This window comes from Hyphomicrobium methylovorum (assembly GCF_013626205.1).
Lineage (GTDB): Bacteria > Pseudomonadota > Alphaproteobacteria > Rhizobiales > Hyphomicrobiaceae > Hyphomicrobium_B > Hyphomicrobium_B methylovorum.
This window is the reverse complement of record NZ_QHJE01000001.1, coordinates 552467-577650: the sequence shown is the minus strand read 5'-3', so window position 1 is coordinate 577650 and position 25184 is coordinate 552467. Positions and strand designations below refer to the sequence as shown.

The following is a 25184-nucleotide window of genomic DNA, read 5'->3' as shown; positions in this document are numbered from 1 at the left end:
TTTCCTTGCCCATATTACACAAGGCGTCGATTGGGCCGCTTCTAAGCTTATCCAGTCGCAGTCTTCTTCACCGAATTCGCGGCTTCCAATTCGCGCACGAGTGGAATGACGCGCTCGCCGAAGAAACGAGTCTCGTCGTGAAAGTGTAGAAACCCGCAGAGCACGGCATCTACGCCGATTTTCTGCATTTCATAAATGCGTTCCGCAATCTGCTCCGGCGTGCCGATCAGATTTGTCTTAAAGCCGTCGTTGTATTGAACCAGATCGCGGCTTGTGGATTTCGCCCACATGCCCTTGCCGTCCTTCGTCGCTTGCCCGGCTTCTTTCACGGCAACGCGGAAGTTTTCGACGGCCTCGGTATCGGCACTATGTACGATGCGGTCGAGTTCGGACTTCGCTTCGGCTTCAGTCTCGCGGGCAATCACGAAAGCATTGGCGATAAACTTCACAGTCCGCCCTTTGGCGGCTGCAAGCTTACTAACGTTGGTGATCTGCTCTTTGAAGCCGGCCAGCGAATTGCCGTTCATGAAATACCAATCGGAAACCGATGCAGCCATCCGTTGCGCGGCAGCAGAATTTCCGCCTTGGAAAATCTCAGGCATCGGCCGACCTGGAATTACCAACGGCTTCGGCTTCAGTGTGTAACCGTCAATCTGCCAGTATTTTCCAGCGTAGGAAAAGTCGTCCTCGCTCCAGGCGCCGCGCAGAATTTCGATGAATTCCTGCGAGCGAACGTAGCGCTCGTCATGCTCGAGCCACGGCACGCCCAACACGTCGTATTCCCGGCGATACCAACCGCTCACGACATTGATCGCCCACCGACCGTTGAAAATCTGATCGGCTGTTGCGGCATGCTTCGCGATCACGCCGGGATGAAACATCCCTGGCAGAATGCCGGTCACGATGTTGATCGACTCGGTATGAGCGAGGAGGGCGGTCGAGAATATCAAAGAGTCGTGCTGATACTCGGCGCCGTAGCTTCCCATGAATCGGATTTGGGTAAGCGCATATTCGAAGCCGACGGATTCCGCGATCTTCGCCAGCTTGATATTATACTGCAGTCCCCAGTCGGTACGCTGAGGAATTTTACTGACGACGAGGCCACCGCTGACATTGGGAACCCAATGCGCGAACTTCATCGGACTTATGGTCTTTGGGCCCATCCCAAAAAATACCTTTCGGTGTGGACGAATGACACCAAACCAGCGAAAGCCGGCTTACTGTACCAGTTCCGGAATTGCTTTAGAATGATCGACAAGAGTGACAGCTTCGCGCGCAGCACGATCGACGCGGCTTTGCAGCGCTGAGCTGGAGATTGCGCCGTTAGCGAAATCTTCGCTGAGACCGTAGAGGCCGGTCGTCGCCGTTTGGATCGCAAAGAATCCCATAAGCGGACGAAGCTGATGCTCGATAACCAAACCATGCAGCGGGGTGCCGCCGGTCGCGCACAGCACCGCTTTGCGATCGCGCATGGCGTCACGATCAACCAGATCGAAGAAGTGTTTGAGAATACCGGTGTACGCTGCCCGATAGACGGGCGTTCCGATAATCAAGATATCCGCACTTTCAGCGAGGCGTAGAAGCTCTTCGCCCTTTGCGCTGATGTCCGGGCGGGTGAGGCCGCACATGAATTCCGGCCCAACGTTCGACAACGCGATCGAGAAATTCTCGACGGGAGTCACCTTCGCGATCGCGTCAGCAACAGCGTCAACCAGGATCCCCGTCTTCGAGGGCTGCGTGGGACTACCGTTGATTTTCACCACCGTTAGCATCGAACGTTTCCTGCAGTTTCTATCGAACCAAATGACTGGCTCATTGTTTGTATCGATCGGTCCATCATTATTTGAAAATCCTCCAGACGCAAGCGCAATCTGCCATCTGGTGAATGTCTTCAGTGTTGAATTTCGCCTTCTTTGCAGAATTCTAAGCGCTGTCGTTCCTGGCGGTTTCGTACGCACAATTCCTAAAAAAAAGTCCGAAGCCGTGAGGCTCCGGACGTAGTCTAGGGAGAGGTTTTTCGAAGTTTCTGGGCAGGTCAGAAACTGATCATTGCGCCGGCTACGATCGTAGACATGTCCTTGGTATCGACACCGGGAACATCGACCGAGTGATCGCGGTAACGGAGCCATACGGACATCGCCGCAGCATCGATTTCCTGGACGACGCCAACACCCCACCAGGTCGTGCTAGAGCCTTCCACCACCTGCGATGTATCGGTGATGCTATCGTTGATCATGGCGCTGTTATTGGCACCAAGATATTCGCCGTAAGGAATTGTAGCGCCGATAGGCGTCATCTTAAGCCGGACACCGCCCTTGAAATACCAGGTATCGGTATCCGGGTTATTCATCAGATTGGCCGTCTCGGTCAGGTGACCATATCCGGCAGTGCCGAATATTCCGGTCGGCATATGCTGCAGGTAGATGCCAGCCTGGGTGTACTTCAGCTTGCCGCCGAAGGTAGCGCCCAGGTTCGGATCGTTCGTTTCGCCATACGAGGCCGCCAAGGCAACTTTCACATCGCCGATGTTGCCGGAGTAACGGCCGAGGACAGACCACTCGTCGTCTTCGCCCCAAGATACCGCGCCAGAAAATCCAGCAATTGCGGGCGTATCGTAACGGACGACGTTTCGGGGAAGACCGTCGCAGTCGCCCGGACCACCGCCCCAGCCACGGCACGAAGATGCGTTGCCCCAGATCATCGACTGGCCGGGTGCGAAGTTGCCGCGAACGTTAAAGCCGAAGACGTCGTAGCCAACCCAGTACGCAGCAGCCAGCGTTCCAGAACTATCGAGCGAGACGACAACGTTATCGTCCGCCTGCGATTGCTTGCCGACGCTGACTTGGCCGTACGTGTTGCTCTTCAGGAACCAGTACGAGTAGTGGACCTGAGCGGAGTTCGGGCTTCCGGTAACGCCGGGTCCGTTCGCTCTATTCGCATTCGTCGAATAGACGTCGCTGTCGATCAATTCGATGTGCAAGACGTAACCAGCGCTCACATCGTTGGTGATCTGTGCGCGTCCGGTAAAGTTGACGTTGCTCGCGAATGCCGTGCCGAGGCCGGTGAGATACGTGTTGGATTCAACACCGTCGTCCCAATTCACGATTTGCTGCGCAACCCATCCCGAAACCGTAAGCGAAACCTTGCGGTTTCCTTTCCGGGCCGTCGTTGCCTCGAGCTCCGCAATTCTCTCTTCGAGATCCGCGCAGCAGTTGCCGCCCAAATCGGCCGCCTGTGCCGGCAGAGCGCTCAGTGCGCCAACCGCCAACACAATTCCAGCCGTGGCGGCTGTTGTCTTTTTTCGTAGTGCCATCATTCCCCATCACGAATCGATAATGCAAGCTACCAAACCGACCGAACGGTACAAACATATTAAAATAGCGACCGGACGGTACATAACTGTAGGGGCTTAAGGTTGGATGCTATTCGCAAGGAGGCGTACAACCGAAAAGTAATTGTTCGTCAGCGGGCTAACTGGATCGGCAACAGTCAAATCGAATTCTTCATCACGGCAGCCATTATTTCGCAGTGAGAGCGCAGAAATTTGAACTCAGCACGCATTTAGAGCGCTCACGCATCAACGAATCGGTCTCGTTTCTTACGCGCGTCGTTAGCTGAGGAGGCTCACTCGATTGCAATTGATACGTTTGTTGCTTGCTTCCCACTAAAATCCTGATTATGTGGACCGGTCGGTACAAGTTCAGGATTTGAGATGCAATTGTTCGGGAAGTTGCGAGGGCCGGCCGATCCCCACCCAACGAACTTCACGGATGATCGGGCTGTGGGCCAACCGGTGGCCGCGGCTGCTTCGAAGGCAATTGAATGAGGAGCGAACGCATCCAGGCAAAGGGTACCGGGCATTCAAAAAGCCACGGATCCGAGCCTGACCGGAAGACTGACGGTGCAAGACAACAACCTTGACAGCGCAAAGAACGAGGAAACGCGATGAAACCGAGGATAATCCTCAATGCCTTCGATATGACCTGCGTCACCCATCAGGCGGCGGGCACTTGGCGGCATCCGTCCAGCCAGGCATCGAAGTACAACGACATCGACTACTGGACGAATATGGCGCGCGAATTGGAGCGCGGCTGCTTCGACACGCTGTTTATCGCTGACGTCGTCGGCGTCTATGACGTTTATCGCAATTCTGCCGAAGCAGCGCTTCGCGACGCGGCTCAGGTTCCGGTCAACGATCCGTTCGCCGCGATCTCCGCAATGGCTGCCGTAACCAATCACGTCGGTTTCGGTGTTACCGCCGCGGTGACATACGAACCGCCGTATCTTCTCGCACGCCGCCTTTCGACCCTGGACCATCTGACGAAGGGCCGTGTCGCCTGGAACGTCGTCTCGTCTTATCTGAACAGCGCCGCTCTCAATATCGGCATGGACAAGCAGATCGGCCACGACGAACGTTACGACATCGCCGAAGAGTACATGGAAGTCATGTACAAGCTTTGGGAAGGTTCGTGGGAAGATGGCGCCGTTCACCGCAATAAGGAAACGGGCGTATTCACGGATGGCGCAAAGGTCCATCCGATCAAGCACGAGGGCAAATACTTCAAGGTGCCGGGCTTCCATCTGTGCGAACCCTCGCCGCAGCGTACGCCGCTGATCTTCCAGGCAGGCGCATCCGGCCGTGGACGTCAGTTCGCATCGAAGCATGCCGAAGGCATGTTCATTCTGACGACCAATGTCGAACAAGCGCGGAAGATGACGGACGACATCCGCAGCCAGGCTGAAGCACAGGGCCGCTCGCGCGATTCCGTAAAGATCTTCATGCTGCTCACGGTCGTCACCGGCCCGACAGACGAAGCTGCCGAGCGCAAGTATCAAGAATATCTGTCTTACGCTGCTCCGGAAGGCATGTTGGCACTCTTCGGCGGATGGACGGGCCAGGACTTCTCGAAGTTCGATCCCAACGAGCCGCTGAAGGCGATGGACAACGACAGCCTGCGCACCACACTTGAATCTCTCACGTCCGGCAGCGACCGGCAGTGGACGGTTCAGGAAGTGATCCGCAACCGCTGCATCGGCGGCTTGGGCCCGGTTCTTGTTGGTGGCACGAAAAAGGTTGCCGACGAACTGGAGCGTTGGGTCGACGAAGGCGGCATCGACGGTTTCAACCTCGCATACGCTGTCACGCCGGGTTCTACGACGGACTTCATCGACTACGTCGTGCCGGAGCTGCGCAAGCGCGGTCGCGTTCAGACGTCGTATAAAGAGGGTACGCTTCGCGACAAGTTCCTCGGAACGAAGGACGGCAAGGTTGAAGCCACCCATCCGGCCGCGCAGTACCGTGGTGCGTACGCCGGTAAGGAAAGCGTCGCGACCCACACGATTCCGTCGAAGTTCTCAAACGCGAAAGCTCTTGAGACGACCTGATGTAAGCCTGTTTGGTGAACTCTACGCCAAACGTTAGAGGAGCCGGCGCCAGGAGCCTTGATCCTTCAAAGATCAAATTCTTCTGCGCCGGCTTTCTTGTTTTAAGTGTGCGAGTCTTTCGGCAAGGCGCGCGAAAAAATAGCGTTACAGGCAACGCTTTTCTCGCCACTTCCTCGGCAAGCGAGACGGACAAATGCTCTGGATTGAAATCGACAACTCGGTATTGAGAGAAAATCGGCTCGGCTTCGGGCAGCGGCCAGCCTTGCTTCTGATAGATTTCGTTCAAGCGTACACCAGTCCGTCGTCCTGCCTTTATGCGAGTGGAATGTCGCGTGCAGTTGACGCGGCGTCGGAGCTCTTATCGTTTGCCAGGGAGAGCAATATCCCTGTCATTCACACCAACATGAAGTATGCCGAAACGGGCGCTCTGAACGACAGCGTCTGGTTCCGAAAGATTCCGTCGCTGGACGTGATGAAGGTCGGCAATCCGTTATCGGAGTTTTGCGAGTCCGTTGCGCCCGCTCCTGGTGAAGTGGTCGTCACCAAGCAGTATCCGAGCGCATTTTTTGGAACCGACCTTGAGCAGATTTTGCGCGAGCAGGGGATCGATACGATCGTGCTGGCCGGTGGCAAGACCAGTAGCGGCATTCGCGCAACCGCCGTCGATGGCATTCAGCATGGCTTCCGCGTGATTGTCGTAAAGGAATGCGTCGGAGATAGCTGTTCCGACTCTCACCGCGTCAATCTTTGCGATATCGACACTCACTACGGAGACGTCGTCTCAAAGGACGCCGCGTCCAACGCCTTCGGTATGAAGGTTTCCGTTCCGAGCTGAGCGCTCCGCGAATTCCAGTGTTTATCGCCGCTTGAGCTGAACGCGTAGCGTTGTTCGGAACCAAAAGAGCTGTGCCGCCTTTTCAAATGGAAAGGAGATGCACAATGTCCGCCGATAAACCGAAGCCGCTGGAACATGAGTTGCCGGACGTAGAGCGCCGCGAGAATAAACCGGCTGATGAAAAGCCGCCGAAATTCCAGCCGACCGATGACCCCGATGATCGCACTGAAAAAGGTGATGCCGACCGGAAGCGCCAATCACAACGGTAGCGCGGAAAAGCTCCGGTTCAGCGAGCTGACTGACGCGCGGTAAGCGTGCTGATGTTCAGTCCGGTGTGATCAAGCGTTTCGGAAATGAGAGTCACCGGCGCGCGATTTTCAACTTGATGAGGACGGACAGCAACTGCTGCTGCGGCACGCTTGTGCCGAATGCGCTTGCGTGGCGGCTCGGACGCGGCGCGAACAGGTTCCTTCTCGGCCACTTTCTCAGTTGCCGCTTGAGCAGGGGCCTCGCGTGAAGCTTTCTGCGCTGAGGCCTCTGCAGCATCATCAATTGCTTTGACGAGCCCGCCGCCGAGACCCATGTAGCCGCCGCTCCAGGCGACTTCGATAGAAATGGATCCGGTTGTCAGCATACCCTGCGCCGCGCTGGTCCCAACGAAGCCAAAGCTCGCAATTGAGACGGCGGCGGCAATCGTGATGTGGAGCTGGGAGGTCGTCACGGCGCAAAACCCGCTTCAGAAGAAGTTGGGCTCCAGTCGAGGCGCTTCGGGTAAACAAATCGTTAACAACCGTATAGTCGCGAGACGAGATAAGGCAGCCACTTGCAAACGGGTCCGATCAGCAACTCGAAGGCGTTGCGATCAGTGAATGGTGGGAACGAACGGCTTCGCGAGCTCGGCATTGATGTCGACCGGCGTGCATCCTCCAACGCGCATCGCCTTGTCGAGATCGTCCGCTTCCTGTCGCAGGCGCGTCTTTCGCTCGAGATTGTCCTGGTCGACGTAGGCCTGCCCCTGCATGAGTTGGAACACACCCGCGAGCGTCTTGGGGGCGGATTGCTCGTTAGATATCGCTTTGTTGACCGTCTTCAACTGGCGAAGGATGCCGTTCATCGTCACCGTCATGGACGCGCAGGGATCGGCGGGTGTCGACGACTTTTGATGATGCTTTGCCGAGGCGCTGCCAAGGCCGAGGGACATCGCAAAAACAAACACGATCGCGTAAGCCAGCGGCCGGATGACGGATTGTTCGCGCAAGGCGACCCTCCATGATTTGCAACGGGTTTGACTCAAACCTCTGTTCGAAGCTGCGCGTACGCTGCGAATAACTGCGAACAGGCTTCACGGAGCGGAACGAATCTCATCCTGATAACTAGGCGTAGCCGGAGTCGCGTCGCGAAAGTTTGGCAATTTCTGGGGGGATTTGAGGTTCAGCTATTCGCTTGGCGCAGGGCTGTGAGGAGCCGAACCAATCGAAATCTGATTGAACGCACTGGACACGAATTGTTTGTTATAATATACGGAATCAAAAACGCGGCTTGGGGTAGCCGCGAAGTCGGTTTCATGGGGGCAGGGATGCGCGCGCGCGCTTCGGTTTCAGCAGTTGTTTTCGCCGTCGGTGCAGCGAGCGCGTTGAGCGCTGCGCTCGCGCAAGATCACAATGGTGGGGCCGCTGCTCCGCAAAACGAGGGCGAGGCAGCTCCGCCGACGGTCGATGGCGTGGCGCAACTGCCCGCCGTCGTCGTGACCGGGCAAAAGAAGAAGCCGGCTGCTAAGAACAAACACGTCGCCAAGAAGAAGGCGCCCGCATCGTCGGAACCGGGTTCCGCCACCGGCTATCCTGAGCCCACGCCGCCGACTCAGGACGCAATCGAGCAGTCCGCACCAGCGGCTTCCGCAGAGGCGCGATACTTGCCGCCGCCTGGTTCTTTGATCGCGCCGCAGACCAGTGGCAACGCGACGACGATCACGCCTTCCAGCAATATTCTGCCGACGCACGGCGCGACGCTGACGGATTCATTGCAGAACCAGCCGGGCGTTGCTGGTTCGACATTTGCGCCGGGTGCGAATAGGCCAATTCTGCGCGGGCTCGATAACAGTCGCGTCCGTGTGCAGGAAAATGGAATCGCGACGGGCGACGTATCGGACATCAGCGAGGATCACGCAGTCCCAACCGATCCCTACAGTGCCGACAGCGTGACTGTCATTCGTGGCCCGGCAACGGTGCGATACGGATCGAATGCTATTGGCGGCGTCGTGAGCGCGGAGAACCAGCGCATCCCGACTGAAATTCCCTATAACGCCATCAGCGGCGAAATCATGGGTGGCCTGAGTTCGGTTGATAACGGCCGTGACGGAGCATTCAAAGCAACCGCCGCGTCGCAAGGCTTCGTGGTTCATGCCGATGGGTTCGCACGGCACGCGGATGACTACGATACGCCGGAAGGCAAGCAAGAGAACTCGTTCGTCGATAGCCGCGGCGCGTCCATCGGCGGCTCTTATATCTGGCGCGACGGCTTCTTCGGCGTGAGCTACACGCGCTTTGACAGCCTCTATGCCGTGCCCGGAATTGAATCTGCCGAAGAAAAATCGCGCATCGACATGGGGCAAGACAAGATCAGCGCTAAGGGCGAATGGCGCGCGCCGAGCCTCGGGATCGCAGCCGTGCGCAGCTGGTTCGGGTGGACGAATTACGCGCACAACGAACTGGCGTTCGAAGCCGACGAGAACGCCGATGCCGTGGCCTCGCGCTTCACGAACAAATACACCGAAGCACGCGCCGAAATCGAAAGTATGCCGGTGATGACGGCGTTCGGCGCGCTCACCAGCACTGCGGGCATTCAGATCAGCAATCGCAAACTCACCGGCACGAGCTTCGAAGGCGACAGCCTGCTCGAACCCAACACGACAGACACCATCGGCGGATATTTTCTTGAGGAACTGCGGATCTCGAAGCCGCTCAGGTTACAGGCGGGATTGCGCATCGAGCACGACGATGTTCGGGGCACGATGTATGACGATATTCTGGATCCAGAGCCCGATAGCCTCGTCGCGCAGCGGAAATCCTTCGATCCGAAAAGCGGAAGCCTCGGTCTGCTCTACGATCTGCCGCACGGAATCGTGGCCCGGTTGACGGGACAATACGCAGAGCGGGCGCCGGTGGCGCAGGAACTCTTTTCGAAAGGCGCGCACGAAGCGACTGGAACGTTTGAGATCGGCAATCCCGACATCGGCATAGAGACCGCCAAGTCAATTGAACTTGGCTTCAACAAAGCCTCCGGCCGTTGGCGCTTCGATACGTCCGCCTACTACACGAAGTATGACGGATACATCTTCCGCGATCTCACCGGCGAAACGTGCGGCGAAACGATCAATACCTGCGGATCTGGCGATCCAGACAACGAGTTCAAGGAAGTCATCTTCGATCAGCGCAACGCGACGTTCTATGGTGTCGAGCTGGCAAGTGAGTACGACGTCGCGCGTATCTTCAGAGGACTCTGGGGCGTCTCTGGGCAATACGACTTCGTGCACGCGCAGTTTGAGAACGGCGAGTACGTGCCGCGCATCGCACCGCATCGCCTTGGCGGCGGCATCTACTATCGCGACGACGTCTGGCAGGCGAAACTGACGTCGCTCTATGCGTTCCGTCAGGACGATATCGCGCCGCACGAAACGCCAACGGCGGACTACACGCTGCTCAACGCCGAGGTGAGCTTCACGATGATGCTCGATCCCGAAGGTGGCGTTACGCCAAAGTTCGTCATCGGCCTCAAAGGCGAAAACCTTTTGAACGAGGACATCCGCAACAGCGCCTCGTTCAAGAAGGATGAAGTGCTGGCGCCCGGCGCGAATGTCCGGCTGTTCGGCAAGCTCGCGTTTTAGGCGCGATCAGTTCATGTGCCATCCGTGGCTGACGATGATGCTCTCACCCGTCAGCGCGTTGGTTTTGAAGGCCGCAAGGAACAGCGCAACCTCAGCGATATCCGTCACCATCGTGAATTCCTTGTCGACGGTTTCGCCGAGCATGACTTCCTTGATGACGCGCTCTTCCGAGATGCCGAGTTCCTGCGCCTGTTCGGGGATCTGTTTATCCACGAGCGGCGTGCGAACGAATCCGGGACAGATGATGTTGGCACGCACGCCATGCTTCGCGCCTTCCTTGGCCATCGTGCGCGTCAGGCCGAGCAACCCATGCTTCGCCGTGACGTAAGCAGACTTGAGCGGCGAGGCTTCGTGGCTGTGCACTGATCCCATGTAGATCAAAGAGCCGGAACCCTGCTTGTACATATGCTTGACGCAGGCTTTCGTCGTCAGGAACGCGCCGTCGAGATGGATCGCGAGCATCTTCTTCCAGTCGGCAAACGGGAAATCTTCGATCGGATGCACAATTTGGATTCCGGCATTCGATACGAGAATATCGATCTGGCCAAACGTCGAGAACGTCTTGTCGACGCCCGCATTGACCTCGTCTTCCTTCGTCACATCCATTGCAACGGCGATGGCTTCCTTGTCGCCACCAAGTTCCTTCGCTGCCGCTTTCGCTGCATCGAGATTGAGATCGGCAATGGCGACGCGCCCGCCCGCTTCAACGTAGCGCCGTGCGATCTGATGGCCGATGCCGCTTGCAGCACCCGTGATAAGGGCAACTTTACCGTCGAGTTTCATGACGCACGCTCCTTACTTCGTTTCCAGGTAATCGTAGACGACCTTGCCAAGTCCAAGCGTGATGTCGGCAAGGATATGCGTAGCCGAAATAACTTCGAGCACCGGCAGATCGGCGACCGGAGCAAGTGCATGAGGCCTGAGATCCAGCGCGGCTGGACCACTCCAAGCGCCTTTGATGACGACGTCTTCGAGACGGTAATCAACCAGCTCCAGAATGCGGGGCGTGCCGTCAACATGCGGAATAATTTTTAGAAGATAGTTCGGAATCGCCAGCGATTTTGCGATCGCATCTAGATCAAGCGCCTTGTGCTTGTAGCCCATTGTGCCGGTCGCGATCCGGACATTGCCGTAGTCCAGCGTGCCGACGAAGGTATCTTTGTCGGGGCCGAGCGTGGGTTGCGCATATTTTTTTGGAAAACCCCAAAGCTCTCGCCCGCCGTAGATCGGCGGACCGTCATTCAGAAACATCGCGTGCGTATAGCCGCCAGCAACGCCGTTGAATTTGACTGGAATGACCTGACCGGACTCCGTGTAGTCGCCGAAGCCGGTTGAATCGGGCATCCGGATGAATTCGTATTTCACGATCGGATCGTCGAACGTCAGCGGTTCCGGAATAACCTTCGCAAGAGCGGCCTTGTCCGTCCGATACGTGATGATCAGATATTCCCGATCGATGAAGCGATATGGACCAGGTGGAAATGCTGGGCTCGTAAGCGGCATCGCGTAAGCGGTCTTGCGGACGTCGGATATCTTCATGACGGCTTCTCCATCGAGGGGGGCTGGAGGTCCTTAGTGCAATCGAGCACGAGCACGCCGTCCTTCGGCGGCTCGCGATTTTTCCAATCGTCGCTTTCGAGCGTGCTTTCCACATCCTCTCGCCCGGCCTGCCAGTGCTCGTTGACGGTGTAGCGCGAGAATTCGTAGTCGTTCGATTGCGTGGAATAGACAGCGCGCCTGTGAATGAGGTGCACGAGTGTGACGGCGGCGCTGCTGCTGAACTTCGACAGAAGCGCCCAATCGAAGCTGCTTTTGATGGCATCGGGAATGTGAGCATCAAGCCGGCGTACAGCGCGGCGCAAAGACTGAAGAACCCGGAAGTAGTCAGTGTTAAGTCGCGTCCGGCTCGAGTATCGGATTTCCTTCTCACGCGTCTGTACGTCGAACAGCGTCTTGGGCACTTTCCCTCGAGCACTGAACAGATCGATCTGGAAGACGCACGTGTTGTCCTGCGGGAAGCCGCCTTCGAAAACGTACTGCAGCGGCGTATTCGAAACGATGCCGCCATCCCAATAGAGTTCGCCGTCGATCTCGATTGGCGGAAACCCAGGAGGCAACGCGCCCGACGCCATGATGTGCTCGGGCGTGATCGTGTCGCGTCGGGTGTCGAAGTATTTCAGATTCCCGGTATCGACCTGCACAGCGCCGACGCTATACCGGATCGCGCCCGAATTCAGAACGTCGAAATCGACAAGCTCAAGCAGCGTCTCTTTGAGCGGCCGCGTATCGTAAACGCTGATCGCGTCGAGCGAGCCTGGCGGATAAAAAACGGCGGGCGGATAGCGCGGCGTGAAGAAGCCGGGTGCGCCGGTCGACGCGACAATCGCCGCGCTCGTTTCGTTGAAGAGCTTGCGCGAGTTATCGTCAGTCGCCAGCGGCGGCAGCGTTAGGCGGCTCGAAACGCGATCCCAGAATTGGCGGAGGCGCGGAACGCGGTCTTCAAAGCGATTGCCTGCGATGATTGCTGCGTTGATCGCGCCAATCGAAATGCCCGCAATCCAGTCGGGCTCGATTCCGGCCTTGGAAAGAACTTCGTATGCGCCTGCCTGATACGCGCCGAGGGCTCCGCCGCCTTGCAGCACGAGCACGTTCTTCTCGCGGCTTCCGCCGTTGGCTTTTTGTTTAGACATGGTCCTCGATCGGCCGGTGGGGGAAAAGGCGTAGACGAGGTAACTTTGAATATCTGGATATCAAACGTATGATGCTGCAATGCGTCAGATCACTCCCAATGGCAAGAGGGCCAAGGGAATCTGCGCCGCAACTGCGCCCGCACAGGGTAAACTTCCTGTTACGTCCCGCTTCGGAAATCGTGGCAAAGCGCGAGCGCGCTCAAATCGGCAAACGCGAAGCAAGGGACGCCGCGCCACGGGGGAGACGCAGCGTCCCTTGCTCATGCTCTCTCGTCATGGGGGAGAGACGAGGAGCGAAACAGATGGCGGCTAGTGTCCTCCAGTTCGCGCAGGAACGTCAGACGGTTTCGCCATCATCAATGTAAGCAGTGCGGCCCCGGCGAACAGCACCGTGAGCAGTAGAAAGAGATCGGCAAACGACATCACGTTCGCTTGTTTACGCACCAGCATGCTCAATTGTTTCATCGCCGCGAGATCGCCGTCCGGCAGCGCCTGGGAAACGGACTGCTGCATCTTGGAAAGCTGATCGAGCGCGACATCGCGTCCCCACGATACGCTCTCGTGCAGCCGTTCAAGATGCAGGTCGAGCCGCTTGTTGAGCACTGTGTTGATCATCGCAAGGCCGACGGCCCCACCGAGATTTCGCGTCAGGTTGAACAGCCCGGACGCGTTCTTCAACTGATCTGTCGGCAGCGTGCCGAGAGAGAGGTTGTTGATCGGCACCATGCACAGCATCAACGAGCAGCCGCGCAAAATTTGCGGCACGAACAATTCCCAGAAATCCCAGTCGGACGTGATCGCCGTCGTCAGATACGTGCCGGTGGCAAATCCCGCGAAGCCGATCATCAGCAGCACGCGGGCGTCAAGAAACTGCGAGAGCCGACCGGCAATCGGCGCGGTCAGAAACATGGCGACGCCCGTAACGAACATCGTCTCGCCGATCATCAAAGCATCGTAGCCGCGCACCTGCGCCAGATAGACGGGGTAGATATATGTCAGCCCGTAGAGGCCAATGCCGAGCGTAAAGCTGAACGCCGAACCGAACGCGAAGTTTCGGTTTCGGAATGCGCGGAGTTCGACGATGGGGTATCGCGCAGTCAACGCCCGCCAGAAGAAGACAACAGCGCCGATGACGGTCAGAACGCCGAACGTCGCAATCGTCGTGTCGTCGAACCAGTCATAGCGCGGCCCTTCCTCGAGAACGTATTCGAGCGAGCCGAGAAACACCGCCATAGACCCAAGGCCGATGAAATCGAAACGCTTGAACAGCGAATGGTCGGGCTTGTCGAAATCGACGAGGAAATAGACGGAAATCGAAACCAGAATTCCGGGAATGATGTTGACGAGAAACAGCCAGTGCCAGCTGAAGGAATTCGTCAGATAGCCGCCAACGGTCGGGCCAACGGTCGGTGCCAGCGTGGCGACCAGACCGATGATCGGCGAAACGACATTGCGCTTCGACGGCGGAAAGAGCGAGAACGCGACCGCGAATACGCTCGGGATCATACCGCCGCCGATAAAGCCTTGCAGCGCGCGATAAACGATCATTTGATCGATCGTCGTTGCGGTGGCGCAAAGCGCGCTTGCCGCCGTGAAGCCGATCGCAGCGGAGAGGAACAGCACGCGTGTCGAGAGCGCGCGCGCCAGAAAACCCGAAAGCGGAATCATAATGACTTCCGCAATCAGGTAGGCCGTTTGCACCCACGGAATTTCGTCGGCGCTGGCCGAAAGCCCAGCCTGAATTTCCGAAAGCGACGCCGACACGATCTGAATGTCGAGGATCGCCATGAACATGCCGAAGACCATGGCAATGAAGCCCGCGAGCTGTCGCGGCGTCACGCCGATCCATTGCAGCGTTTCCGGCGATACGTTGGAAGCCGGGAACGAGGATGGTCCTGCGATGTCGGATGCGCTGCTCATGGGAGTTCACCGTTTGCGAACGGTCCCTTATTTCGCGGCGTGCTGCTGTTCGGTTTTCGGACTCGTACGGTATCGATGTCGACAACGACCGAGAGCCCGGGCCGCAACCGGCCCTGCGCTTCGCTTGCGGGAACGGCAATGCGGACAGGTACGCGCTGCACGATCTTTGTGAAGTTGCCGGTCGCGTTCTCAGGCGGAAGCAATGAGAACTGCGAGCCAGATGCCGGCGCCACGCTTTCAACGGTGCCCTTCAGCTTTTGCCCATCAAGTGCATCAATGGACACTTCGGCTTCCTGACCTGCCTTCACAGTTGCAAGCTGCGTTTCCTTGAGGTTGGCATCGACGTAGACCTTGTCGAGCGGAACCACCGCCGCTAGCCGCTTGCCGGGCGTGACGTAGTCACCGACCTGTACGTTCTTGTTTCCAATCACACCGTTGAACGGCGCGCGAATGATCGTGAACGACAGATCGCGCTCGGCCTGATTGACGGTAACCTTCAATTCCTTTGCAAGCTGCTTGGCCTGATCGCGTTGAGCGTGAAGGAGAACGATGTTGGCGTCGGCCGCTTGAATGGCCGCTTCGTTTGACTTCACCTGCGCACGCGCACTGTCGCGTGCCGCAATCGCCGCATCGAGCGCGGCCTTGGTTGAATAGTCCTTCGCGGTCAGCGCGCTTGTGCGCTGATAGTCTGCTTCCGTCTTGAGAACGGTTGCCTTCGCGGAATCGAGCTGCGCACGTGCCTGCTCGGCGGTAGCATCCGCCGCGCGAATTTGTGCTTCGAATGTCGTGATGTTGGCGTTCTGCGTCGCGAGCTTCGCCTGAGCCTGATCGAGCGCAAGCTGGTAGTCGCCGGAGTCGAGACGAACGAGAACGTCGCCTTTCTTGACCGGTTGATTTTCGACGATCGGAACGTCCGAAACGTAGGCCGGAACCTTAGGCGAGATCAGCGCCATGTCGGCGCCGACATAAGCGTCGTCCGTCGAAACGATGTACCGGCCGACAGTAATGTATTGATAGCCGAACCAGGCAGCCGCCAACGCGACGATCGCGCCAACCCCGATGAAAATCGGCTTCCGGCTACGGCGCGGCTTCTCTTCGGCACCGGCGGCGAGCGCCGTGTCGCCCTCTGGCGCACGTGCTGCTGGGGGTTCTTTCTGTTCGGCGAGCGGCTGAGCTTCGGCCACGGTCGTCTGAGTAGCTGCGCCAGAGCCATCGGCATCCTTGCTGCCGCGAACGGATCGCAGCCGGAAATCGGAACGGCTGGCCGCCGGTTCGGAATCTGAAATCTGGTCCGGAAATACTCGGTTTGCAGTTTCGCGGCTCATAGCGCCCATTCCTCAGCGTACAAATCAAACCAAACGGTTTAGTTTCTCGCGGTTGACATAGACCCGGTAAAGGCCGATATCAAGTGGAAACTGAACCGTACGGTTCTTAATGTTGTGAGGCATTTTGGATAGCCCGAAAAACCAGTTTGGAATCAAAGCTATGGACACGACTGAAGCCCAAGCCGCGCCAGCCACCGAACGCCGCGGCGGTCGGCCCGCAGCCGGAACCGACCCGGCCAAGCGCCGCCAGATCCTCGAAGGAGCCGGGCGGATGTTCTCCACGCTGGGCTTCGACGGGACCAGCATGAGCGACGTTGCTAGGGAAGCGCAGGTCTCGAAGGCGACGCTCTACGTCTACTTCCAAGACAAGGAGCACCTGTTCACCGCCATCTGCGCGGAGCGGCGCGACAGGAACATTTCAGAGCTGATCACGCTGTTGGATCCAGCCCAGCCTGTTGATGCAACTCTTCGGCATTTCGGCCGGCAGATGATGGTTTTGCTGTCTACGCCGTTCGTCATTGCTGCGCATCGCATCGTTATCGGTGTGGCGGAGCGTATGCCGGAAATCGGGAAGGAGTTTTTCGAAGCTGGTCCGAAGCGGACTGCAGTCGCGCTTGCGAGCTTCATCGATACTCATGTCGAAGCAGGCCGCTTGCACGTGCCCGATTCATACTTGGCTGCCGCGCAGTTTCTTGAGCTCGTCCAGTCGCTCATCTTCCGCCCTCGACTCTACGGCGCCATCACCGAGACGCCGACAGAAGCCGAGATCAACACGGTCGTCGACTCCGCGGTCGCAATGTTTCTGGCTGCCTATGGGCCTGCGGCGCGCGGCTAAACCTCAACCGACAGCGTTCTGCGGCTCGGCAAAATCGAGGTCGGAATAATCGGTATCGATACCGGCAAGCGTACGCCAATCAGGAAGGTTGGCGAGTGTCGGATCGATGAACGTGTGATGCCAAAGCTGCGTCGCCAGTACCGCGACGAGGCCGAGTTCCATCGAGCTGCGTTGATAGAAGCGCGTCGACAGCTCAGTGTACTGCGTACGCCACTTCGTGACCTCGGCGGGATCGAAGTAGCCCGCTTTCTTGATCGACTCTTCGCTGAGAAGTTCATCGACGTAGGGGAGGCGTTGATCGAGAAAAAACCCGTCGAGCGGCGCGCGGAACATGCCCTTCGGACGCCACGCAACAGATTTCGGCAGCCACCTCTCCGAAACGCGCCGCAACAGATATTTCTCTCGGAAGCCCTTCAGCTTGAGGTTCGGATCAATACCCGCAAGGAAGTCGAACACGTTGTTGTCGAGGAACGGATAGCGCATCTCGACGGATTGGCTCATCGCGATCCGGTCGCCCTTGAGACTGAGAAGCTGTCCCGGCAGATGGATCTTGCCGCCCCAGTAAACGGCGCGATTGATCGGATGCCAACGGCGAAGGCGATCGAGATTGGGCTGGAACGCCAGATACGGATCATGCGCAGAAAGTTCGGAAAGCATGCGCGAACTGTAGAAGCGGAAGCGCGACGCTCCGAGCAGATCGTAAAACCGCTGGAACGCATGCGGACCGCCAGCCGAGGTCACGCAGCGGCGCAAGTAGGCACCCGCTTCCTTGCTGCAACCGAGCCACGTAAAAAATCGCTCCGTGACGGCGTTATCGAGCCGTCCGCCGGAAATTTTGCCGAGCAACTCAACACCGCGCTGGAACTTGTACCAGGGGTACCCGGCGAGCCATTCGTCGGAGCCTTCGCCGGTCAAAGCGACTTTGTAGCCGTCTTCATGCACGGCGCTCGCAAGCATCATAAGTGCGGTGCACGAGGTATCTGTGACCGGCGTTTCGGTAGCGACGAGCAGGTTCTGATAGTTCGCAACGATCTCGTCTGAACCGCAGGCAACGACCCGCGGATGCGCGTCGAGATGCCGTGAAATAATTGCCGCTTGCTCCGTTTCGTCGAGCTTTGGATCGCGGATCTTGACGGTATAGGTCGCAGGCGCCTTACCAAGGATGTCCTTGGCCATCGCAACGACGGTGCTCGAATCCACGCCGCCCGAAAGATACGACGCGACCGGAGCATCTGCGCGCAAACGGCGTCGAACGCTGTCGTGCAAGATGCTTTCAAGCCGGTCGACGTATTCCGTCTCGTTTGACGGGCGCGATTCCTGTCCCTGATCCGGGAAATCCATATCCCAGTATGTGCGTTCGCTGATTTTCGCTTCGTCGTTCGAGCCACCGCGTTCGATCGTCAGGAAGCGTCCCGGCGGCAGAATGTTGATGCCTTCAAAGCAACTGAACGGACCTGCAACCGCCAGAAAGTTGAACACCGCATCGATGCCGCGCCGATCAGGCTTCGGTTCTACGAGCCCCGTCGCGAAGATCGTTTTGATTTCTGATCCAAAGATCAGCCAGTCCGTTCCGAAGCGCGTCGTTCGTGTCCAATAGAGAGGACAGATGCCGAACCGGTCACGCGCGAGAATGAAACTCTGTTTGCGCTCGTCGAACAGTGCGATTGCAAACTGCCCATTGAGCTTCGCGAACATATCGCGCTCATATTCCTCCCACATGTGCGGAAGGATTTCCGTATCGCAATGCGTAACGAGCTTATGCCCACGCGCTGTGAGATCGTTGCGCCAGTCGTCGTGATCGTAGATTTCGCCGTTGAAAACGACCGAGACCGTCTTGGTCTCGTTGTGCATCGGCTGATGACCGTCAGATATTCCGACGATGCTGAGCCGCTTCGAAGCAAAACCGAAACCGGGCCGCTGGAGATACCCTTCTTCATCGGGTCCGCGGTGATGCATGGCGTCTGCGGCGCGCTTCAGGACAGATGACGGGATGTTCCGCCGTCCATTCAGATCGATGATGCCGAAGATTCCACACATACGCTTTTCCAAACTGGGTGAGAGATTGGGCAAAGCCCGATAGGCACAATCATGTACCGGTGATAGCGAGCGCCACTTCCGTTTCGGAAGGATGCCATTGAAAAGCTCGCCGTGATCTTAACAGCGTTATATTTACACGCGCCATCGTCTATATGGCCAGTCGATTGCCGAATGGTGGTCGAATCTCGCGACAAAGGCGCACAAGCAAAGGGCACCGGACGGCGTGCGCCCGATGCCCCCAAATTTCTTCAGTGCGCTGATCGCGTGTCCACGATTGAGCCACGCAATGCACGCCACTCCGATCAAGGAGTCGTCGCCGGAGCAGGTTCGCTTGCCGGTGCTTCGGGCGCCGCGGCTTTCTCTGCAGCTTCCTTATCTGCAGCAGCCTTTTCCTCAGCAGCCTTGGCGTCAGCAGCGGCCTTCTCTTCAGCAGCCTTAGCCTCGGCAGCGGCCTTTTCTTCGGCAGCCTTCGCATCGGCAGCGGTCTTGTCTGCTTCAGCTTTCGCGTCAGCAGCGGCCTTTTCTGCAGCGGCGTTATCGGTTGCAGCCTTCTCGGATTCAGATTTCTGACTGTCGCAAGCGGCGGCGCCGAGCGCGCCAACTACAGCCAAAGCGATTAGAACTTTTCTCATCTAATTCTCCCTAGTCTTAGCCGGGCAGTTCTGTTTCTCAGGTCGCAATCGGGCATAGATGGGTAACTGTTGATGGAAAGCAAGCCGATCTTCGAACCTGCACGCCCTGATAAATTGGCAAATTTTGGCAATTCGACAAGGGAGTGGTGAGTTATTCACCCTTTCGGCGCGCGACAAATGCGAGACGCTCAAGCAAATGAGCATCTTGCTCGTTCTTGATCAGCGCACCGGCAAGCGGCGGAACAAGCTTGCGCGGATCCTTTTCGCGCGCGAGAGCCGGGTCGATATCGTCGTGAAGTAGCAGCTTCAACCAATCGAGCAATTCAGACGTGGACGGCTTTTTCTTCAAGCCCGGAACGTCGCGCAATTCGTAGAAAATCTTCAGCGCTTCGCTCACCATCCGGCTCTTCAGGCCAGGGAAGTGAACCTCCACGATCTGACGCATCGTCTCCGCGTCGGGGAATTTGATGAAATGGAAAAAGCATCGGCGCAGAAATGCGTCCGGCAATTCTTTTTCATTATTCGATGTAATCAGAACGATCGGCCGCGTTTTTGCCTTGATCGTTTCGCCCGTCTCATAAACGAAGAATTCCATGCGATCGAGTTCGAGCAATAGATCGTTGGGAAATTCAATATCGGCCTTGTCGATTTCATCGATCAAAAGAACGGAGCGATGTTCCGCAGCGAATGCCTCCCAGAGCTTTCCGCGCTTGATGTAATTGCCGATCGATTTGACGCGCTCGTCGCCAAGCTGCCCGTCACGCAGACGCGATACCGCGTCGTATTCGTAGAGGCCCTGCTGCGCCTTAGTGGTTGACTTGATGTGCCACTCGATCAGCGGCGCGTTGAGCGCTTGCGCAACTTCCTGCGCGAGAACGGATTTGCCCGTGCCCGGTTCGCCCTTGATCAGCAAAGGCCGCTGCAGCGTGACGGCAGCATTCACCGCGACCTTGAGATCGGCGGTTGCAACGTAAGAGGACGTACCTTCAAATTTCATGATCTGTCCTAGTGGGAATGGCTGCTTACGAGCCTAATGGTCGGCACCGGAAGCGGGCAAGATGACCGAAGCGCACGACAAAGCTGGACGAATCCACCGCCGCCGCGTTGCTGCACGCGCGATGTGCCGTTAAACAGTTGGATTTATTGAATTAAATGAACACTCCATAATTCGCCTGGATCGCATTGCAATGCTTGACACTCGCCCCCCGCCCCATAGATAAGGGTCGGCCGGAAAGCGTGGTCGAATCGACGGCTCGCAGACGGACAGATTTAAGCTCGAGCCCACGTAGCCTCTGGGGAGGCGGTCGATGAGCAAGACTACCGCAAAGGCGGGAAAAACGGCGGCGGCCGCTAAGAAGACGGCCAAGGCCTCCGCAACGGCGAAAGGCGGGAAAGCACAGGCGAGCAAGCCTGCGGCCGCCAAGCCGAAGGCTGTGAAATCCGCACCGAAGGTCGCGGCAGCCAAAACACCGGCGAAAAAGTCGGCGGCCACCACCGCGAAACCGGCGGTAGCCAAACCAATAAAAGCAAACGCTCCGGCGCGCACAGTAGCGGCCGCAAAATCAGTAGCGTCGAAAAAATCAGAGGGTACGAATAGGAAGATGGCTCCGCGCGTAAAGATTGCCGATATCGCTCTGCCGCCAGATTATCGGCCGTCAGAGAACGAACCTTTTATGAACGATATGCATCGGGCGTATTTTCGTAAGCGTCTTATCGAGTGGAAAGACGAAATCCTGCGGCAAACGCGTGAAACGCTCGCGATATTGCACGAGGATTCAACTCAGCACGCTGATCTTGCAGACCGCGCGACGTCGGAAACCGATCGCGCTACGGAATTGCGCACGCGCGACCGCCAGCGGAAGTTGATTGCCAAAATCGACGCTGCACTCGGCCGGATTGAAGACGGCACTTATGGCTATTGCGAGGATACCGGCGAACCGATCGGTCTCAAGCGTCTCGACGCTCGTCCAATAGCCACGCTCTCCGTCGAAGCGCAGGAGCGCCATGAACGCCGCGAACGCGTCTATCGCGAAGAATAAGGCGCGCTAGCCAGGGGGTAGCCGCTCCAGCGGCGCCCCATTTCCAGACGACGATTTACTTTTTGTTAACTTCTCGTGGGCACTCTTCAGATTGGGCCAGAATTGCGGGTCCGAACAGCAGAGTGTGATCGATATGTTTTCTATGCTGCGCATATTGGCGGCCGTAACGACCGTCGGAGCGGTCGCGACGCCCGTGGTAGCGGAGCCGTCGAAAACCTCGCCAAAACTGGACGAGCATATGCTCCGTGGGATCGCGCATCCCGCGTCACTGACGGTAACGCTGAAACCCCGGCACATGCTTCAAGGCGGTAAGATCGCAAGCGCCGTTGCGCCGCTCGATCTCCGCACTCTGACGCTGGCCGATTTCGGTGACGTTGACAGCGCCAGGTAGCGCAACACCCTGAAATCAAAGCGGACCTAGAATTCCGGCGGCTGCGGCTCAGCGCGTTCCGGTGCTTCTCTACTCCGCCCGAAAAGCGATGCTCGCCGTACCGGAGCGGCTTCCGCAACCGGGGCAATCTCGGCCCTTGGCGCCGCTTGTCTGCTGGCAATGCCCGATTCAACGAGCACATCGACCGGGCCGCCGGTCATAATGAGATGCTCGACATCGTCTCTCCGGATGAGAATGAGCTTCCGCCGGCTATCGACATTGGCGAATTCAACGACCGCAAGCCGCCGCTCCGTTTTGGGCCGGAAAATGAGCGCAGAAGGCGTCGTTCCGCCGAGATAGGCGCGAACGAACACCGCGATCCCCGCGATAAGCGCCGCCACAACCGCTAAAATGAACGTCCAGAAAATATAGGTCTGCATCCCTGCCTCGTTTTTAGGGCCAGCTGGCGCGCCAAGAAAATTCAACAATCGGCAACGTTCGTTACCCGGGAGTTGACTGCATGTTAACCCTCTTGGAGGAAGTCTTAGGCAACAGAAAAGAGCCGACTCGTTGCGGCACAGTTGCAGTTGCGTTTGAGTTCCAGTCACATGATTCAGTCCGACGTTCCCCTGATCGAGAATCAGTTAGATTCTTGTGCCATGAAGGATCGCGAGGCGTTGAGGGTCGATGCCGCCCCGATCGATCCGCTGATTACGGCGGAGGGGTTCGGCAGCTTCCTACCCACCATTATTATTGTGGCCGCCACAGCGGCTCTCGTCTTCGGGCTGCTGGCCAGTGGCTCCGCTGAGCCTCTGCTGCTGACCATCATTGCCGTGCTGGCGATGCTCGGCATGTTTCTGCTCTTCGGCGTCGCGGCAGGCCACATTCGCGTCGGGCCGCGTGTCGCTCCGGGCGACCTTCTTAAAGCCGCTGCCGATTCCGCCGCCGAGCCCCAGATCATCGCGCATGACGACGGCACCGTAGTCTACGCGAACGCAGCCATGGAGCGGATGTTTGGCCGCCACGAGGTTGGCCCGTTCGCCGCGCTCGAAAGCACGATGAACACCGACCCGGAGGCCGCGCAAGCTCTCTATCGATTGATGCGGGCAGCAGAGCGCGGTGAAGCGCACACCGAAGAAATCCCATTGCGCCCCGCCGCGCATCGCAGCACCTCGTTCGTCCGGATCGCCGTTCGTCCGTTCGCCGCGCCACTCAGCGATGCCGACGCGTCGTCCGCCGACAAGCGCCTCGTCCTCTGGCGCATTGCCGACATCTCGACCGAAAAAGCTTACGAAGAACAGCGCATCGGCAATCTCCAAGCCTCGTTGACGGCGTTCGACGCCATGCCCGCGGGCTTCATGGCGATCTCCGGCGCTGACGGAACGATCCGGCACGTCAACGCAGCCTTTGAGCAATGGCTCGGCTATCAAACCGGCACGCTCCGCTCGCGCCGTCTCGCCCTTGCCGATCTCGCGGGACCGGAAGGCGCGCGCCTGCTGAAGCAATTGGCCGAAATCCCGGAATCCGATCAGCGCGTCGTCGATCTCGACCTGACGCGTCGCGACGGACGCATGGTGCCCCTGACGCTGCTCGTAGAACCCGCCGAGGAAGGCGTTGCGCTGGGCTTCACGATCACGGCCATCAACCGCGTAACAGCCGGCCTTGTCGACCGCAGCGATCAGGACGTTCGCGCCTCGCAATTCTTCCAGTCCGCCCCGTTCGGCATTGCGGCTCTCGATGGCGAAGGCCGGATCGCGAACTGCAACGCGGCCTTCATGCGGCTGGTACTCGACGGGCGCCCCGCACAAGACATGTTTGCGCTCGACGTACTCGCGAAAACCGCTGACCGCGGCGATCGCACGCGCATCGAAACCGGTCTTGCGGAAGTTCTTGCCGGACGCGGCAACGTGCAGCCCGTCGAGATCACGACGGGCGATCAGAAGCAGATCACCTGTCGCGTGTTCATGTCGCCGCTCGCAGCCATCGCCGGTGGCGCGGCAGCCGTGCTCTACGTCATCGACGCAACCGAGCAGAAAGTGTTGGAAAGCCGCGTCGCTCAGTCTGAAAAGATGGAAGCGGTCGGCAATCTTGCAGGCGGCATCGCGCACGATTTCAACAACGTGTTGACCGCGATCATCGGTTTTTCCGATCTGCTGCTGCAGACGCATCGCCCGAGCGACCCAGCTTACAAAGACATCAAGAACATCCAGTCGGCTGCCAATCGCGCCGCTGGCCTGGTCGCCGGTTTGCTCGGCTTCTCGCGCAAGCAGACGCAGCAGGTGACGACCGTCAATCTCGGCGAATTGACCGCCGACATGAAGCCGATCCTGAAGACCCAGGTCGGCGACCGGATCGAACTCAAGATCCAGCCCGAGCGTGATCTTTGGTATGTGCGCGCCGACAGCGATCAGCTGTTCAACATCGTGCTCAACCTCGTTCGCAACGCGCGCGACGCGATGCCCTCCGGCGGCTCCATCACGATCCGCACGCGCAACGTCAATGAGCGCGAAAGCCAGAAGATGGGCGCCATCGTCGGCATTGCTTCGGGCGAGTATGTGCTGGTCGAAGTGGCCGATACCGGCACCGGCATGAGCCCCGAAGTGATGGCCAAAATCTTCGAGCCGTTCTTCACCACCAAAGGTGTCGGCAAAGGCACCGGCTTGGGCCTTGCGTCGGTGTACGGCATCGTCAAGCAGTCGGGCGGCTTCATCTTCCCGGAAAGCGAGATCGGCAAAGGCACGACGTTCAAGCTGCTGCTGCCGCGTTACCTCGCGGACGAGAATGACGAGACCGACCGTCCGCAACAGCAGCCGCAATCAATGGCCGCCGCGCGCCGCGATCTGAACGCGACCGATCTCACCGGAACCGGCCGCGTGCTGCTCGTCGAGGACGAAGTCGAAGTCCGCCAGTTCGCCGTGCGCGCGCTGAAGCGGCAGGGCTATCAGGTGCTCGAAGCGGCCGATGGCGTCGAAGCTCTCGAAATCATGGCCGAGAACGAAGGCATGGTGGACATCGTTGTCTCCGACGTCGTCATGCCGGAGATGGACGGCCCATCGCTCTTCAAGGAACTACGCAAGCGCAATCCATCGATCAAGGTGATCTTCGTTTCGGGTTATCCCAACGAAGCCTTCCGCGAGAGCATGGGCTCCGACGACTTCGCCTTCCTCCCGAAACCGTTCTCCCTCCCGCAACTCGCCGCCAAAGTGAAAGAAGAACTCGCGAGCTAGCGGTCG

22 protein-coding genes are annotated in these 25184 nt (G+C 58.2%); 8 read left to right on the top strand and 14 right to left on the bottom strand.

All coding sequences use genetic code 11. The annotated features are described in order from the left end of the window. Positions 1-47: 47 nt before the first annotated feature. The 3 genes from sfnG to DLM45_RS02960 form a co-directional block, all read right to left on the bottom strand. Positions 48-1139 carry a dimethylsulfone monooxygenase SfnG gene (sfnG, locus tag DLM45_RS02970; protein WP_181335506.1) on the bottom strand — a complete coding sequence of 364 codons (1092 nt, stop codon included), beginning with the start codon at positions 1137-1139 and terminating at the stop codon, positions 48-50. Between the two features lie 78 nt (positions 1140-1217). Next, entirely contained in the window at positions 1218-1772 is a 555-nt protein-coding gene (locus DLM45_RS02965; RefSeq protein WP_181335505.1) for an NAD(P)H-dependent oxidoreductase, read from the bottom strand. 263 nt (positions 1773-2035) lie between these two features. Further along, positions 2036-3313 carry a porin gene (locus tag DLM45_RS02960; RefSeq protein ID WP_181338157.1) on the bottom strand — a complete coding sequence of 426 codons (1278 nt, stop codon included), beginning with the start codon at positions 3311-3313 and terminating at the stop codon, positions 2036-2038. Positions 3314-3945: 632 nt separating this feature from the next. Here DLM45_RS02960 and DLM45_RS02955 point away from each other — a divergent pair. The 3 genes from DLM45_RS02955 (at position 3946) to DLM45_RS02945 (ending at position 6489) form a co-directional block, all read left to right on the top strand. Next, positions 3946-5385, top strand: coding sequence for an LLM class flavin-dependent oxidoreductase (locus DLM45_RS02955; protein ID WP_181335504.1), 1440 nt, complete (start codon positions 3946-3948; stop codon positions 5383-5385). 193 nt (positions 5386-5578) lie between these two features. Continuing rightward, positions 5579-6220 (top strand): isochorismatase family protein, encoded by a 642-nt coding sequence (locus tag DLM45_RS02950; RefSeq protein WP_181335503.1) that lies wholly within the window; start codon positions 5579-5581, stop codon positions 6218-6220. A gap of 104 nt (positions 6221-6324) precedes the next feature. Beyond that, positions 6325-6489, top strand: a complete 165-nt coding sequence (locus tag DLM45_RS02945; protein WP_181335502.1) for a hypothetical protein — start codon at positions 6325-6327, stop codon at positions 6487-6489. 17 nt (positions 6490-6506) lie between these two features. On the opposite strand, the gene DLM45_RS02940 is transcribed toward DLM45_RS02945, so the two are convergent. Both DLM45_RS02940 and DLM45_RS02935 read right to left on the bottom strand, forming a co-directional pair. Next, a complete protein-coding gene (locus DLM45_RS02940) occupies positions 6507-6941 on the bottom strand; it encodes a hypothetical protein (RefSeq protein WP_181335501.1) in 435 nt (144 codons plus the stop codon). 141 nt (positions 6942-7082) lie between these two features. Next, on the bottom strand, positions 7083-7478 hold the full coding sequence (locus DLM45_RS02935) for a hypothetical protein (RefSeq protein ID WP_181335500.1): 396 nt from the start codon (positions 7476-7478) through the stop codon (positions 7083-7085). 318 nt (positions 7479-7796) lie between these two features. Between DLM45_RS02935 and DLM45_RS02930 the strand changes: the two genes are divergently transcribed. Beyond that, positions 7797-10103 carry a TonB-dependent receptor gene (locus DLM45_RS02930; protein ID WP_181335499.1) on the top strand — a complete coding sequence of 769 codons (2307 nt, stop codon included), beginning with the start codon at positions 7797-7799 and terminating at the stop codon, positions 10101-10103. 6 nt (positions 10104-10109) lie between these two features. Here the strand turns inward: DLM45_RS02930 and DLM45_RS02925 are convergent, their stop codons facing one another. From DLM45_RS02925 to DLM45_RS02905, 5 genes are all read right to left on the bottom strand, one after another. After that, positions 10110-10886, bottom strand: a complete 777-nt coding sequence (locus DLM45_RS02925; RefSeq protein WP_181335498.1) for a 3-hydroxybutyrate dehydrogenase — start codon at positions 10884-10886, stop codon at positions 10110-10112. Positions 10887-10898: 12 nt separating this feature from the next. Further along, positions 10899-11642, bottom strand: coding sequence for an acetoacetate decarboxylase (locus DLM45_RS02920; RefSeq protein WP_181335497.1), 744 nt, complete (start codon positions 11640-11642; stop codon positions 10899-10901). Further along, positions 11639-12793 (bottom strand): patatin-like phospholipase family protein, encoded by a 1155-nt coding sequence (locus tag DLM45_RS02915; RefSeq protein ID WP_181335496.1) that lies wholly within the window; start codon positions 12791-12793, stop codon positions 11639-11641. The genes DLM45_RS02920 and DLM45_RS02915 overlap by 4 nt, the downstream gene beginning before the upstream one ends. A 309-nt stretch (positions 12794-13102) precedes the next feature. Further along, a complete protein-coding gene (locus DLM45_RS02910; RefSeq protein WP_181335495.1) occupies positions 13103-14713 on the bottom strand; it encodes a DHA2 family efflux MFS transporter permease subunit in 1611 nt (536 codons plus the stop codon). Continuing rightward, positions 14710-16038 carry an HlyD family secretion protein gene (locus DLM45_RS02905; protein ID WP_181335494.1) on the bottom strand — a complete coding sequence of 443 codons (1329 nt, stop codon included), beginning with the start codon at positions 16036-16038 and terminating at the stop codon, positions 14710-14712. The genes DLM45_RS02910 and DLM45_RS02905 overlap by 4 nt, the downstream gene beginning before the upstream one ends. Positions 16039-16198: 160 nt before the next feature. Between DLM45_RS02905 and DLM45_RS02900 the strand changes: the two genes are divergently transcribed. Further along, entirely contained in the window at positions 16199-16873 is a 675-nt protein-coding gene (locus DLM45_RS02900; RefSeq protein ID WP_181335493.1) for a TetR/AcrR family transcriptional regulator, read from the top strand. Between the two features lie 3 nt (positions 16874-16876). Here DLM45_RS02900 and asnB read toward each other — a convergent pair whose 3' ends face one another. The 3 genes from asnB to DLM45_RS02885 form a co-directional block, all read right to left on the bottom strand. Then, a complete protein-coding gene (gene asnB, locus DLM45_RS02895; protein ID WP_181335492.1) occupies positions 16877-18910 on the bottom strand; it encodes an asparagine synthase (glutamine-hydrolyzing) in 2034 nt (677 codons plus the stop codon). A 302-nt stretch (positions 18911-19212) separates the two neighbouring features. Beyond that, on the bottom strand, positions 19213-19542 hold the full coding sequence (locus tag DLM45_RS16445) for a hypothetical protein (RefSeq protein ID WP_246317123.1): 330 nt from the start codon (positions 19540-19542) through the stop codon (positions 19213-19215). Between the two features lie 151 nt (positions 19543-19693). Continuing rightward, positions 19694-20539, bottom strand: coding sequence for an AAA family ATPase (locus tag DLM45_RS02885; RefSeq protein WP_181335491.1), 846 nt, complete (start codon positions 20537-20539; stop codon positions 19694-19696). A 310-nt stretch (positions 20540-20849) separates the two neighbouring features. Here DLM45_RS02885 and dksA point away from each other — a divergent pair, with 310 nt between their 5' ends. Beyond that, on the top strand, positions 20850-21581 hold the full coding sequence (gene dksA, locus DLM45_RS02880; protein WP_181335490.1) for an RNA polymerase-binding protein DksA: 732 nt from the start codon (positions 20850-20852) through the stop codon (positions 21579-21581). A gap of 142 nt (positions 21582-21723) precedes the next feature. Next, positions 21724-21972, top strand: coding sequence for a hypothetical protein (locus DLM45_RS02875; protein ID WP_181335489.1), 249 nt, complete (start codon positions 21724-21726; stop codon positions 21970-21972). A gap of 26 nt (positions 21973-21998) precedes the next feature. Here DLM45_RS02875 and DLM45_RS02870 read toward each other — a convergent pair whose 3' ends face one another. Then, the gene (locus tag DLM45_RS02870; RefSeq protein WP_181335488.1) at positions 21999-22391 is read right to left on the bottom strand and encodes a hypothetical protein; all 393 of its coding nucleotides are present in this window, start codon (positions 22389-22391) and stop codon (positions 21999-22001) included. 219 nt (positions 22392-22610) lie between these two features. On the opposite strand from DLM45_RS02870, the gene DLM45_RS02865 reads away from it, so the two are divergent. Continuing rightward, the gene (locus DLM45_RS02865) at positions 22611-25178 is read left to right on the top strand and encodes a hybrid sensor histidine kinase/response regulator (RefSeq protein WP_246317122.1); all 2568 of its coding nucleotides are present in this window, start codon (positions 22611-22613) and stop codon (positions 25176-25178) included. Positions 25179-25184: the final 6 nt, after the last annotated feature.

Bases quoted from the DNA above. Each gene is read 5' to 3' on its own strand.
- DLM45_RS02865 (WP_246317122.1), top strand. From the start codon at position 22,611: ATGAAGGATCGCGAGGCGTTGAGGGTCGATGCCGCCCCGATCGATCCG.
- DLM45_RS02960 (WP_181338157.1), bottom strand. From the start codon at position 3,313: ATGGCACTACGAAAAAAGACAACAGCCGCCACGGCTGGAATTGTGTTG.
- DLM45_RS02900 (WP_181335493.1), top strand. From the start codon at position 16,199: ATGGACACGACTGAAGCCCAAGCCGCGCCAGCCACCGAACGCCGCGGC.
- DLM45_RS02870 (WP_181335488.1), bottom strand. From the start codon at position 22,391: ATGCAGACCTATATTTTCTGGACGTTCATTTTAGCGGTTGTGGCGGCG.
- dksA (WP_181335490.1), top strand. From the start codon at position 20,850: ATGAGCAAGACTACCGCAAAGGCGGGAAAAACGGCGGCGGCCGCTAAG.
- DLM45_RS02925 (WP_181335498.1), bottom strand. From the start codon at position 10,886: ATGAAACTCGACGGTAAAGTTGCCCTTATCACGGGTGCTGCAAGCGGC.
- DLM45_RS02910 (WP_181335495.1), bottom strand. From the start codon at position 14,713: ATGAGCAGCGCATCCGACATCGCAGGACCATCCTCGTTCCCGGCTTCC.
- DLM45_RS02905 (WP_181335494.1), bottom strand. From the start codon at position 16,038: ATGAGCCGCGAAACTGCAAACCGAGTATTTCCGGACCAGATTTCAGAT.
- DLM45_RS02945 (WP_181335502.1), top strand. From the start codon at position 6,325: ATGTCCGCCGATAAACCGAAGCCGCTGGAACATGAGTTGCCGGACGTA.
- DLM45_RS02930 (WP_181335499.1), top strand. From the start codon at position 7,797: ATGCGCGCGCGCGCTTCGGTTTCAGCAGTTGTTTTCGCCGTCGGTGCA.
- sfnG (WP_181335506.1), bottom strand. From the start codon at position 1,139: ATGAAGTTCGCGCATTGGGTTCCCAATGTCAGCGGTGGCCTCGTCGTC.
- DLM45_RS02950 (WP_181335503.1), top strand. From the start codon at position 5,579: ATGCTCTGGATTGAAATCGACAACTCGGTATTGAGAGAAAATCGGCTC.
- DLM45_RS02875 (WP_181335489.1), top strand. From the start codon at position 21,724: ATGCTGCGCATATTGGCGGCCGTAACGACCGTCGGAGCGGTCGCGACG.
- DLM45_RS02915 (WP_181335496.1), bottom strand. From the start codon at position 12,793: ATGTCTAAACAAAAAGCCAACGGCGGAAGCCGCGAGAAGAACGTGCTC.
- DLM45_RS02885 (WP_181335491.1), bottom strand. From the start codon at position 20,539: ATGAAATTTGAAGGTACGTCCTCTTACGTTGCAACCGCCGATCTCAAG.
- asnB (WP_181335492.1), bottom strand. From the start codon at position 18,910: ATGTGTGGAATCTTCGGCATCATCGATCTGAATGGACGGCGGAACATC.
- DLM45_RS02965 (WP_181335505.1), bottom strand. From the start codon at position 1,772: ATGCTAACGGTGGTGAAAATCAACGGTAGTCCCACGCAGCCCTCGAAG.
- DLM45_RS02920 (WP_181335497.1), bottom strand. From the start codon at position 11,642: ATGAAGATATCCGACGTCCGCAAGACCGCTTACGCGATGCCGCTTACG.
- DLM45_RS16445 (WP_246317123.1), bottom strand. From the start codon at position 19,542: ATGAGAAAAGTTCTAATCGCTTTGGCTGTAGTTGGCGCGCTCGGCGCC.
- DLM45_RS02955 (WP_181335504.1), top strand. From the start codon at position 3,946: ATGAAACCGAGGATAATCCTCAATGCCTTCGATATGACCTGCGTCACC.